The organism is Pseudoalteromonas sp. Scap25 (assembly GCF_013394125.1).
Taxonomy (GTDB): Bacteria; Pseudomonadota; Gammaproteobacteria; order Enterobacterales; family Alteromonadaceae; genus Pseudoalteromonas.
The window spans coordinates 1,750,362-1,762,881 of sequence record NZ_CP041327.1 but is presented as its reverse complement, the minus strand read 5'-3'; the positions used below and the strand labels follow the sequence as shown (position 1 = coordinate 1,762,881).

The following is a 12,520-nucleotide window of genomic DNA, read 5'->3' as shown; positions in this document are numbered from 1 at the left end:
TTTATTTAACGTTACAAAGCTTAGCTTAGTAAGTTGCGCTGCCTTTAGTACGTGGGAACGCAATTACATCACGTACGTTACCCATACCGGTAACATAAGCAACTAAGCGCTCAAACCCTAAACCAAAGCCAGAGTGTGGCACGCTACCGTATTTACGTAGATCGCGGTACCAGCTGTAGTCTTCTTTGTTTAAGCCCATCTCTTCAAGGCGTGCATCTAATACATCAAGACGCTCTTCACGTTGTGAACCACCAATGATCTCACCAATACCTGGTGCTACTACGTCCATAGCAGCAACAGTTTTGCCGTCTTCGTTTTGGCGCATGTAGAATGCTTTAATATCACGCGGGTAGTTTTTAATAACAACCGGTGCTTTAAAGTGTTCTTCAGCTAGGTAGCGCTCGTGCTCAGACTGTAAATCTACACCCCATTCAACGTCGTACTCAAATTTCTTGCCACACGCTTTTAAAATCTCTACAGCGTCGGTGTAGTCAACTTGGGCAAAGTCTTTTTCAACAAATTCTTCTAAACGGCTAATGGCTGTTTTTTCAACACGTAATGCGAAAAATTCCATGTCGTCACGGCGTTCTTCCAATACGGCTTTAAACACGTACTTAAGCATGTTTTCAGCCAGTTTTGCGATGTCTTCTAAATCAGCAAACGCAACTTCTGGCTCTACCATCCAAAATTCAGCAAGGTGGCGTGAAGTATTAGAGTTTTCTGCACGGAACGTTGGGCCAAAGGTGTAAATTTTTGACATTGCTGAAGCGTACGTTTCACCATTAAGTTGGCCAGATACCGTTAGAAAGGCTTCTTTACCAAAAAAGTCTTCGCTGTAATCAATCTCGCCTTTGTCTGTCATTGGCAGATTTTGCATATCAAGCGTTGATACGCGGAACATCTCACCTGCGCCTTCACAGTCACTTGCAGTAATAATTGGCGTGCTGATCCAGTAAAACCCTTGCTCATGGTAAAAGCGGTGGATTGCTTGTGCTAAACAGTTACGGACACGTGTTACTGCGCCAATCATATTAGTGCGAGGGCGAAGGTGAGCGTGTTCGCGTAAATACTCAATGCTGTGGCGTTTAGCCGACATTGGGTAGGTGTCTGGGTTTTCAACCCAACCCAACACAGTCACTGAGTTAGCTTGAATTTCGAAAGATTGACCTTGTCCTGCTGATTGTACTAATACACCGGTAACCGACACAGAACAGCCTGCTGTTAAGCTTGTAACTTCATCATAATTATTCAGTGAATTAGGAACTACCGCTTGAATAGGATCAAAACACGAACCGTCATGAACGGCTAAAAATGATATTCCTGCTTTTGAATCGCGGCGTGTACGGATCCAGCCTTTAATGGTTACTTGGCTGTCTACCGCAACATTGCCTTTTAATAGCTCTGAAATCGCTAAATGGCTCATCTTCACTCCAATGATATAAGTTGCCTAACTATATAAATTAACTGTGCGTTACTCATGCTTTTTAGCATTTGAGGTCACTGCACTTGAACCTTGTATAATACCTAGTAAAGTAAAATAAAAAAACTGTTGTGGGCAACTCTTTAAAAGTTTTTAGTGGTACGTTGTTTTTTTAACCAATTTTTGCAGTTAAATAACCACTATTACCATTTGTTGCTCTGAAATTTCATCAATTTGTGGCATTATTACTAAATAAACCGAAGTGACGTATTAATAAAAAATGGATGCTATGAAACAAGTTTTTATTTTACGAGGGCTACCAGGCAGTGGTAAGTCATATTATGCGCAAAATCTCGCCGAGGAACTTTCCGGAGCAGATGAAAGCCAATATTTTATTTGCTCAACAGATGATTACTTTGTTAACGAGCAGGGTGAGTACCATTTTGATAAGTTTAAATTATCGCAATATCATAATTTAAACTTGGCCCGTTTTATTAATGCCTTAGCACAAGGCATTGAACTGGTAATAGTGGATAACACCAATATCAAAAAGTGGGAATTTATTGCCTATTCACAAGCAGCCATTGCTTTAGGCTACCAGGTAAAAGAAGTGATTGTTGGCGAAGTGAAAGATAAATCAATGCAACACTTATACGCTAAACGCAATAGCCATAACATACCGTTAAAAACCATTAGTAAAATGGCCTACATGTTTGAGTGGTAATTATTAAATTTTAGCTAATACGTCTATATCAGAGTGTGTAATGGCATCTAAATGAGCGGTGATTTTTTCACTGCTCCAGTCCCACCATGCAATTGCTAAAAGTTTATTAATTGTCGCATCATCAAAACGCTTTTTTATCAATTTTGCAGGGTTACCGCCAACAATGCTATAGGCGGGCACATCAGACGTTACCACAGATTTACTTGCTATAATGGCACCATCAGCAACTTTGACCCCAGGCATAATAGTAGCGTTGTAACCTATCCACACATCATTACCTATTTCAGTATCACCTTTAAAAGGTAAATCACCTTGTTGAGGTGCAGATTTTTCCCAGCCATTGCCAAATATAAAAAATGGATAGGTAGAAAAGCCGGAGGTTTGATGATTAGCCCCATTCATTATAAAAGTAACGTCTTTAGCTATCGCACAAAACTTACCTATGATAAGACGGTCCCCGATAAAATCGAAATGGTAAAGTACATTTTTTTCAAAGTTTTCAGGGCCATCAGGGTCGTCGTAATAGGTATAATCACCAACCTCTATATTCGCAGAGGTGATAAAGTCTTTTAAATAACATACTTGAGGAAACCCTTCCATAGGTGATGGATTGTTTGGATTTGGTCCGTTCATAGTTTCCTCCAAAGTAGAATATATAAAGCGCTAGCTTTTAAATGCCGCCAGTGGATGAGAGGTACTAAGCGATACATGTACGTTATCACCAGGATTTACCACTACTTCATGACTCACGCGACTTGTAACCACAGTACCACAGGCTAGTTTTATGGCGCATAATCTGCTGCCGCCTTCAAAGCGAACCCAAATTACTTCGCCATTATTTCCTACACTGCTTTGTACTAATAATACATCATCTGGACGAAGTAACACCTCTACCTCACCGTTTTCACAGTCAACACCATGAGCGGGAACATTACCAATATCGGTAAGTGCTTGGCCGTTATTCAGCGTTCCTTTTATAAAACTAGCTTCACCTAGAAAGCGTGCCACAAAGCGATTGTTGGGTGCACTAAAGCATTGCTCTGGGCTATCAATTTGCTGTATTTTTCCGCCTTTTAGTACACCCACGCGATCGCCCACCGAAAGTGCTTCTTCTTGATCGTGCGTTACCCAAATAGCGGGTACGCCGGCTTCTTTAAGCGCATTACGTATGTCCCAACGTAGCATGTCTTTTAAAGCCGCGTCTAAGTTTGATAGTGGCTCATCAAGTAATACAAAGTCTGGCTGGTGGGCTAGGGTGCGCGCTAATGCAACACGCTGTTTTTGCCCCCCTGAAAGTGTCGCTGGTTTTTTATGTCTAAACGCATCTAAACCGAGTAGCTTTATCCAATGATCAGCAGGGTTTGTGTCTTTTAGTTTAAAACACACATTTTGCTCAACCGTTAAATGGGGAAACAGCGCAAAGTCTTGAAACACCATACCCACACTGCGTTTTTCAGGGGCTACAGTATACTTTGGTGTAGCAGTCCATTTAGCAACTTTAATTTCACCCTCGCTAATTGGTAAAAGCCCAGCTAGGGCTTGTAAAATAGTACTTTTACCACAACCTGTTGGACCAACAAGCATTAAAATTTCGCTTTCACCTAAAGTGAAATTTAAGTCACTAACAACACGATTACTGCCATAATCTATAGACAACTTACTTACAGATAGCATTTATATAAAATCCTTAATGTTCAAACTGGTTGCGTTTCTCGCCAGACATCATAATAGCTAAAGCCGCCGCCGAAATCACCACTAACAATAAACCAGGTATTGCTGCGCGGCCAAAATAACCAGCTTCGTAAACACGCCATAAATACGTAGATAAGGTTTCAAAACCAGTTGGACCCAATAATAGTGTGGCTTCTAATTCACGCATCGACTCTAAAAAGACTAAAGCGGCCCCTGCAATAATACCACGCATAGTCAGTGGTAAAGTAATACGTGTGAAAGCTTCACGTGGGCTTGCGCCTAACACACGGGCTGATTTTACTAAGCTTGGATCAAGGTGCTCGGTGCTGGTACGCACAGAGCCAACCGCAAGCGGTAAAAAACGTAGCATATAAGCAATGATCAACAAGCCCAGTGTTTGATATAAAAATGGCAGTTGTAAGCCGCCATATACAAGCGCTGTGCCCATAACAATCCCCGGAATACCAAAACCAAAGTAAGTAACGCGTTCCATTACTTTACCTGCTTTTCCAGTTAATGCTGCATGCGCTACAGGAATAGCCACAATAACTGTAACAATAGCTGCAATGGCTGAAGCGTAAGTAGAGTGCCAAGCAATACTAAAATCAAACGAACTAAAACCATCACGCATTAGCCAAAGTGTAAATACTGCGAGTGGTAAGCCAATAGCAAGTAATAAAATTGGTGCAAAGGTGGCAAACATCGCGCCTAATTGCCATTTTTTTGGGAATAAAATAAGGGGCCGGCCTTGGCGTTCAGACGCAGTTTTAATTTGCGATTCAATCATTAGTAAAAAGCCAACAATCACCATTAACTGCATAGACAGCATAGCCGCACGGCTCAGTTCAAAGGCGTTATATTCTACATAAATAACGCGAGTGAAGGTATCTAGACGCATTATTGCCGGTGTACCAAAGTCTGATAGCGTATATAAGGCAACGAGTAACGAGCCCGCAGCAATACCATTTACAACACGGGGCAAAATAACTTTAAACACGCTTTGTGTCATCGACATCCCCAATGTACGCGCTGCATTGACCATGCTCGCATCTAAGCTAAGTAGGGAGGAGCGGGTTGTCATCATTACAAACGGGAAGGTATATAGGGTCATTACAATGGCGGCGCCAGTTAAGCCATACATAGAAGGGGTTTCAAAACCAAGTAAGTTATGTATTTCACCACCAGGGCCAAATGCAGCATAAAGCGTAAATGCACCAATATAACTTGGTATAGCTAAAGGGGCGGCAAATACTACTAACCAAAACTTTTTAAATGGCAGCTGCACATAAGCGCTAATAAACGCCAGTGGCACACCAATTAAAATTGAGCCTAATACAGTTAAGCCCATTAACGACAGGGTATTTCCTAAAATGGTTAAATTATGGCTATCAAAAAAAGAGCTTGCGTCACTGGCAAGCGTTATTAAAACAAAAATAGGGGTAAGGGTAACAAGCGCTGCAAGCAGCGCCATAGGATAAGATGGTGGTATTCGCATTATAAAACGCCGCTGCTGCGCATTAAGTCAATAGTTGGACGTAAGTCAGCCAACTGGGTTAAGTCTATTTTAGGTGGCGAAATACTGGTTAATTTAGGCAAGCCATCAGGTTGCTTTATGTCATTTACTAGCGGAATTTCATACGCTTCGCTCGCTAAATAACTCTGTACTTCAACGCTGAGTAAATAGCGCATAAAGTTAGTTGCTAGTGGGTCGTCAGATAGCGATAAAATACCGGAGGCATTCACTAAACAACCGGCATCTTGCTCTGTAAATGCAAGATCGAGTTTAGCGTCGGGCTTACCAGACTTCAAACGTAACGTGTAGTAGTGATTAGCAAAACCAATATCTACTTCACCACGTTCAACGCCCATTACTACACCGAGTTCGCCAGCGTAAGTTTTTGAGCGTTTTTGCACTTTTTTAAGCCATTTAGCAGTTTTATCATCGCCTTCTAAAATTCGCATAGCGGTAACAAACGATTGAAAAGAAGCATAAGCGGGTGCCCAACCAATACTTAAATCACTGTCGGCTATTTCCATAATGCTTGTTGGAATTTGCTCTTTGGTTAAACGCTCAGTATTAAATGGCAAAGTACGTATACGACCAGTTACAGGTGCCCACTCATCATATCTAAACTGTGGTTGTAGTTGTGCAGATAAATCACTAGGCATAGGTTTAGCAAGCCCTGCATCGGTTACTAAACCAATAGCGCCCGAATCGACAGCCCAAAATAAGTCTGCACGTTTAACACCCGCTTTAGCTTCGGCAACAATCGTATTAGCCAAAGCTGCAGTTGGGCCGCGTCGAATAGCTAGGTCTAAATCCGGGTTCTTTTTTTGAATGGCTTGTAAAACGTTTTCGTATAAGCCACCTTCACCACGTCCCAAATAAAGGGTGAGTGCGCCTTTTAGTTTAGGTAATGTATCTACCGACACGGGGTTGGCAATATCAGCGGCAAACGCGTGTGAAAGCGATAGCGGCAAAGCGCCAGCTATCCCTAACGCAGCTAAGCCTTGAATAAAGGTTCTGCGTTCCACTTAAAATACATCCTTACGTGACTTTTCTGCTTTTTCAATTAGCGTTTGTGCACGAGTTAACTTAGTTTGCATATCAACAACTACGTCACGTACTTGGTCTACTGTTTTATTAGCTGAAATAGCCTGCGGTAGGGTTACGTTAAAGTCTTTTTCAAGTACTTCTACTAAGTTAGCGTCTTGCTCAATGAGTGTGCCTTCAACGCCTTCAAATAAATGCAAGTAAGTATCGTGAACTATGCTGGTTGCTTCATCGCTTAAACGTTCTGCGTATTTAGCAACCACTCGGTCTAATTTGTGTTTAATTTCGTCAATGGTCGCGCTTTGCGTCATTTCTTTTGTTGCTGTGGCTTTAACGCTTTTTAATAACCCTTTTTGTTGAAACTGAGCCGCTAACTTAACTGCGCCTAGGCCTTGCCATAAAGCATTGTTCATTGCTTGTTGCTGCAAACGTACTTCTGAGGCTGGCTTTTTGTTATCAATAGCCATTTTTATGCCATACAAACCTTGCCATATAGAGGCATACACAGGAACGTAATTTGTTTCTATAGCGCTGTGAAATTTAACCGATTCCCAGTACTCAATTAAGTCATCAGTGTTAACTGCTTTAGCGCCTTTTTTCTCGTAATCGCTTACTAGGGTATCAACCTTTGAAACCATCCACTCAACGTCTTCGTTGTAGGTTTTTAAATTAGCTTGAAGGTGATTAACATGCTCACCAATTGGGCCGTTAGCAAGTGCCGGTTGTGCAAAAATCGCAGAAGCGAGTAAAAAAGTTGCACTTAATGTCTTGGCAGGCTTAAGTAATATTTTCATAGCAAGTGAGTCCATAAATGTTATTGTAAATGATAGTCATTATCATATCCCTAAACATCCCTTAGATCAACACACTAAATCAAGCCAAAGGGTTAAATTTACTAAACTTTACAGAGGAATAATAACTAAATAGAAATATCAATTTAATTTTAACTTTAGTGGCTAAAATAATTAACCATCTATACGTAATGTTTACCCTTTATGGCGTTATATATAGCATCGCAAAGCTGTTTAATACTGGCATCGTCACTTATATACGGTGGCATTAAGTAAATTAACTTACCAAATGGGCGTATCCACACTCCTTGGCTAACAAAATAAGCCTGTATTTTAGCTACATCTACTATTCCTGCCTCATCTGTCAGCTCTACCACGCCAATTGCACCTAAAGTGCGCACATTAGCTACATCAGTAAGTGAGCCACACTGATGTAATTGTTGAAGTGCTTGGTTTACTTCACAAATTCGTTTTTGCCAATCTTGTTCAAGCAATAAGTCTATACTGGCACATGCCACAGCGCAGGCGAGTGGATTGCCCATAAATGTAGGTCCGTGCATCAAAACACCGGCTTCACCTTCGCTAATGCCTATCGCTATTTTATCGGTCGTTAACGTGGCTGATAAGGTCATGGTGCCGCCGGTGAGTGCCTTGCCAATACAAAGTATATCTGGCTGTACATTGGCGTGCTCTACAGCAAACATTTTACCTGTACGGCCAAAGCCTGTGGCAATTTCATCACAAATGAGCAATACATCGTATTGAGTACATAACTTGCGCACACAGGCTAAATATTCAGGGTGATAAAAGTTCATTCCTCCTGCGTTTTGTACTATGGGTTCAATAATAAAGGCGGCAACATGCTGGTGGTGTTTTAAAAAATAGTGTTCTAGTTCATCCGCCTCGGCTTGATTAAACTCGTCATGAAATTGGCTAACAGGTGCAGGTACAAATACATGCTCAGGTAAAAAGCCAGAGTACAAGCTATGCATAGAATTAACCGGATCGCACACACTCATGGCCGCAAAGGTATCGCCATGATAGCCCTTAAACGGAGTCATTAACTTTTGTTTAGTATTAATGCCTTGGCTTAACCAATACTGCAGCGCCATTTTAATCGCTACTTCAACACTTACCGAGCCGCTGTCGGCTAAAAATACTTTATTTAAATGCTCGGGCGTTATTGCTACTAGCTTTTTACAAAGCTCCACTGCGCTGTAATGGGTAATGCCGCCAAACATTACATGGCTCATTTTATTGATTTGCTCTGTCATCGCATTATTTAAAACGGGATGATTGTAGCCATGTATTGCGCTCCACCAAGAGGCCATACCGTCAATGAGTTTCTCGCCTGTTTCTAGGTGTATAAGGTCGTGATTGGCGTGTGTAACAGGATAAACCGGAATTGGTTGAGTCATTGATGTATAAGGGTGCCAAATGTGATTTCGGTCAAAATCAAGGTCTATTGTGTGTTTTGTGTTCATATGTAAACTTTAATTAAGTTAGCTTCGTTGACAATGGTACGGCAATACGTATTCTAAGCCAATAACACCAAGAGCAAAAAATAAAAGAGAGTATTATGGAGCTTGCAACAGTTCGCCACGATTGGACCCATAGCGAGGTTAAAGCCTTATTTGAAATGCCGTTTAACGATCTGCTTTTTAAAGCCGCGACCGTACACCGTGCTAATTTTAATCCTAATCAGGTGCAAATTTCTACTTTACTATCAATAAAAACAGGTGCTTGCCCTGAAGATTGTAAATATTGCCCGCAGTCGGGTCATTATAAAACCGACCTAGAACGAGAGCGCCTGCTAGAAGTAGAAAAAGTAGTAGAGCAAGCACGCCTTGCAAAACAAAAGGGTGCAACCCGTTTTTGTATGGGCGCTGCGTGGTCAGATCCTAAAGACCGTGATATGCCGTACATTTCAAAAATGGTTAAAGAAGTAAAAGAGCTTGGCCTTGAAACCTGTATGACCCTAGGTAAGCTTACCAATGAAAAAGCCCATGCATTGAGTGATGCAGGGCTTGACTACTATAATCATAATTTAGATACCTCACCTGAATACTACGAACAAATTATATCTACCCGTACCTTTGCAGACAGACTAAACACTATTGATCATGTGCGTGATGCCGGTATGAAAGTTTGTTCTGGCGGTATTGTCGGTATGGGTGAGCAACCCAGCGATCGTTATGGGTTATTAATGCAATTGGCTAATTTACCGCAGCAACCAGAAAGCGTCCCTATTAATATGCTAGTAAAAGTAAAAGGGACACCGCTTGAAAACGTAGACGACTTAGATCAGTTTGAGTTTATTCGTACTATTGCCACCGCGCGTATTATGATGCCGCATAGCTATGTACGTTTATCGGCAGGGCGCAGCGCAATGAATGAGCAAATGCAATCGATGTGTTTTTTTGCCGGTGCTAATTCCATTTTTTATGGTGATAAACTCCTGACTACCGAAAACCCAGAAGCAGATGCCGATATGCAATTAATTAAAAAGCTGGGTATGAACCCTGAAACGGCGGAAGACTATTCAGATGAAGCCGTTGCTGCGTCGTTATCCTCTAAAGTGGCCGATAAAGCCAGTTCAGAATTGTTTTATCCTGCTTAATATTGTGTATTGCTATGTCATTTGATTTTATAAATAGCCATTTACAAGCGCGCCAGCAAAGCGCGCTTAACCGCAAGCGTTATGTTATTGAGCAAGCCAGTGCGCGTGAAATTATAGTTGATAATAAACGCTATCTTAACTTTGCCAGTAACGACTACCTAGGCTTTGCCGATGAACCCACTTTGCTTGATGGCATGCAGAGCCTAGGAAGTCATAGCTCTGCTTTAGTAACAGGCTATCAAGGTGCGCAGCAACAGCTCGAAAAATACTTATGTGCTCAGTTGGGCTATAAAAATGCCATGCTGTTTAATTCGGGCTTTAGTGCTAATAGCAGTGTTATAAAAGCGCTATTTCAAGATAAAGCCATTGCTCAGCAAAGTGCGATTTTTCAGGATAAACTTAATCATGCGAGCTTAATCGACGGTGCACTGCATGCAAACGCGGCACTTGTACGCTTTAACCATAACGACATGAATCATTTACGTTCACGGCTCGAAAAGTCCAATGCTAAGTATAAATTGATCGTGAGTGAGGGTGTATTCTCGATGGATGGCGACCAAGCACCTTTAATTGAGTTACTGAGTTTAGCTAAAGCACATAACGCCTGGTTAATGATAGACGATGCGCATGGCTTTGGCGTACTGGGTAAATCGGGTTTGGGGAGCTGTGAGCCACTTATAGCGGCAGAGAATTTGCCAGATATTTTAGTGATCACCTTTGGTAAAACGGTGGCAAGTAGCGGGGCGTGTGTATTAGGTTCGAGTGAATTTATTGATTACATGCTGCAGTTTAACCGCGATTACACTTATTCGACCGCAATGTCGCCTTTTATTGCTTCGCATACATTATCAAGAATTAAAACCATACGTGATGCTAACGACAAGCGAGCAAAATTAAACGCCAATATTGCTTTATTTAAACGTTTAGCCAATGAGCACAAAATTGCCTTAATGGATTCGACCACTGCCATTCAACCCTTAGTTTTAGGGTGTGCCGAACAGACTTTAAAAGCCTGTGAGCAGCTCAAACAACAGGGGATTTGGCTAACCGCTATTCGTCCGCCCACGGTGCAGCATAATACCTCAAGGCTACGCGTTATTTTAACCGCCGCCCATACCGAGCAAGATATTACAACATTGGTAAATTGTTTAAAAAAGGCCATTGCATGATAAGCGCACACGCTGCAAATACGAACTCGCGTATAAAGTCACCGTTAGCTTGTTTAGCTGTTAATAGTTTAAAGCAGGTAACGCAACGCAAGTTTTCAACGGCGGCAAGCCAATATGTAGCCCACGCACATGTGCAAAAACAAGCCGCAATTGATTTAATTAAACTCATTAAGCTTGATGTGAGCACAAAGCACAAACACTGTGTTGATTTAGGCGCGGGGCCGTTAGTGAATACCGAAGAGTTACAAGGAATATATAAACAGGTAATTGCCATGGATTTAAGCCTTACCATGCTTAAAAATAGTGCAGTAAACGCCCCGCGTATTTGCGCCGACATGGATAACTTACCATTTCAACAAAATAGTATTGATGTGGTATTTAGTAATTTTGCGATGCAGTGGTCGGCTAATTTTGAAATGCTAATGTATTCATTACATTCAGCTTTAAAGCCTGGCGGGCAGGCGTACATAAGTATGGTGGTTGAAGGCTCACTACATGAAATAAAAACGGCGTTTGCCACGCTCGATTCGCATAGCCACATTAATAACTTTTTAAGTAGCGATAATATAAACCAATCGGTCAAAAGGGCTGGGTTTATTATTAATAACGCGACAGAGGTTATTTATACCGATGAGTTTACCAGCCCCCTTAAAGCGATTAGTTCAATTAAAGCCATTGGTGCAACGTCGAAAAATAAAGCAAGCCAACGCCCTGGTCTATTAACTAAATCGGCGCTACAAAAAGTATGTGCGGCGTATCCGCTTATAAACAACCAAGCCCATGTATCTTACCATGTGGTATTGTTATCATTAGAAAAAGCAAAAATTTAAAGGTAAGGCAATGCAGCAATTTTTTATTACCGGTACCGATACCGACGCTGGTAAAACCCACGTAACTAGTTTGCTATTAAAATTACTCGCCCAACATAAGCAGCGTGCAATAGGTTTTAAACCGATTGCATCAGGGTGTGAACTTGCGTTTGAACAGCTTGTGAATGCCGATGCCTTAATGCTAATGGAAAGCGCAACTGTGAGTGCTAAATACGACATAATTAATCCGTTTGCTTTTGAGCCCGCCATAGCTCCGCACATTGCAGCAGAGCAAGTGGGAGTAACCCTAAGCGTTGAAAAGCTACGTACCGCTTATAAAAATGTGAAGCAACAAGGTGCAGACTACCTGCTAACAGAAGGTGCGGGCGGCTGGGCATTGCCAATTAATAATAACGAATATTTATACGACTGGGTAAAAGCAGAGCAACTACCGGTAATATTAGTGGTAGGGATGAAACTAGGCTGTATTAATCATGCATTACTCACTGCAGCACATATGCAAAGTATGGGTGTTAATTGCATTGGCTGGATTGCTAACCAAGTTGATTTCACCATGGATGAATACCAAGCAAATCTAGATTCGCTTAAAACACGTTTACCATTCCCGTTGCTTGCTATAAGCCCCTATACCGAGCAAACCCCTAAATTACAAATTTATAAAACCCTGCTTACTGCACTTGCTATAAATGCCTAAACTATACTGCTTTGTAATTTTATAAA

At 41.5% G+C, this 12,520-nt stretch carries 12 protein-coding genes; 5 read left to right on the top strand and 7 right to left on the bottom strand.

Going from position 1 to position 12,520, the window contains the following annotated elements; translation table 11 throughout:
• Positions 1-25 precede the first annotated feature (25 nt).
• A complete protein-coding gene (gene asnS / locus FLM54_RS08105; RefSeq protein ID WP_008113822.1) occupies positions 26-1,423 on the bottom strand; it encodes an asparagine--tRNA ligase in 1,398 nt (465 codons plus the stop codon).
• A 286-nt stretch (positions 1,424-1,709) separates the two neighbouring features.
• On the opposite strand from asnS, the gene FLM54_RS08100 reads away from it, so the two are divergent.
• Positions 1,710-2,144 (top strand): ATP-binding protein, encoded by a 435-nt coding sequence (locus tag FLM54_RS08100; protein ID WP_008113825.1) that lies wholly within the window; start codon positions 1,710-1,712, stop codon positions 2,142-2,144.
• Between the two features lie 3 nt (positions 2,145-2,147).
• Here the strand turns inward: FLM54_RS08100 and FLM54_RS08095 are convergent, their stop codons facing one another.
• From FLM54_RS08095 to bioA, 6 genes are all read right to left on the bottom strand, one after another.
• Entirely contained in the window at positions 2,148-2,777 is a 630-nt protein-coding gene (locus FLM54_RS08095) for a Vat family streptogramin A O-acetyltransferase (RefSeq protein WP_178956119.1), read from the bottom strand.
• A gap of 30 nt (positions 2,778-2,807) precedes the next feature.
• Positions 2,808-3,818 carry an ABC transporter ATP-binding protein gene (locus FLM54_RS08090; protein ID WP_178956118.1) on the bottom strand — a complete coding sequence of 337 codons (1,011 nt, stop codon included), beginning with the start codon at positions 3,816-3,818 and terminating at the stop codon, positions 2,808-2,810.
• Between the two features lie 13 nt (positions 3,819-3,831).
• Positions 3,832-5,331, bottom strand: coding sequence for an ABC transporter permease (locus FLM54_RS08085; protein WP_178956117.1), 1,500 nt, complete (start codon positions 5,329-5,331; stop codon positions 3,832-3,834).
• Positions 5,331-6,371 carry an ABC transporter substrate-binding protein gene (locus FLM54_RS08080; RefSeq protein WP_178956116.1) on the bottom strand — a complete coding sequence of 347 codons (1,041 nt, stop codon included), beginning with the start codon at positions 6,369-6,371 and terminating at the stop codon, positions 5,331-5,333. The genes FLM54_RS08085 and FLM54_RS08080 overlap by 1 nt, the downstream gene beginning before the upstream one ends.
• Positions 6,372-7,184, bottom strand: a complete 813-nt coding sequence (locus FLM54_RS08075; RefSeq protein ID WP_178956115.1) for a hypothetical protein — start codon at positions 7,182-7,184, stop codon at positions 6,372-6,374. It abuts the gene before it with no gap.
• Between the two features lie 179 nt (positions 7,185-7,363).
• Complete coding sequence (gene bioA, locus FLM54_RS08070) at positions 7,364-8,665, bottom strand: adenosylmethionine--8-amino-7-oxononanoate transaminase (RefSeq protein ID WP_178956114.1); 1,302 nt, start codon at positions 8,663-8,665, stop codon at positions 7,364-7,366.
• 95 nt (positions 8,666-8,760) lie between these two features.
• Here bioA and bioB point away from each other — a divergent pair, with 95 nt between their 5' ends.
• Genes bioB through bioD form a run of 4 tightly spaced genes read left to right on the top strand, consistent with a single transcriptional unit; the run spans position 8,761 to position 12,494 of the window.
• Complete coding sequence (bioB, locus tag FLM54_RS08065) at positions 8,761-9,801, top strand: biotin synthase BioB (protein ID WP_010390068.1); 1,041 nt, start codon at positions 8,761-8,763, stop codon at positions 9,799-9,801.
• Positions 9,802-9,815: 14 nt separating this feature from the next.
• The gene (locus FLM54_RS08060) at positions 9,816-10,970 is read left to right on the top strand and encodes an 8-amino-7-oxononanoate synthase (protein WP_178956113.1); all 1,155 of its coding nucleotides are present in this window, start codon (positions 9,816-9,818) and stop codon (positions 10,968-10,970) included.
• The gene (locus FLM54_RS08055) at positions 10,967-11,800 is read left to right on the top strand and encodes a methyltransferase domain-containing protein (RefSeq protein ID WP_178956112.1); all 834 of its coding nucleotides are present in this window, start codon (positions 10,967-10,969) and stop codon (positions 11,798-11,800) included. Before FLM54_RS08060 ends, FLM54_RS08055 begins: the two co-directional genes overlap by 4 nt.
• Before the next feature lie 10 nt (positions 11,801-11,810).
• Positions 11,811-12,494, top strand: coding sequence for a dethiobiotin synthase (gene bioD / locus FLM54_RS08050; RefSeq protein WP_178956111.1), 684 nt, complete (start codon positions 11,811-11,813; stop codon positions 12,492-12,494).
• The last annotated feature ends 26 nt before the right edge of the window (positions 12,495-12,520 follow it).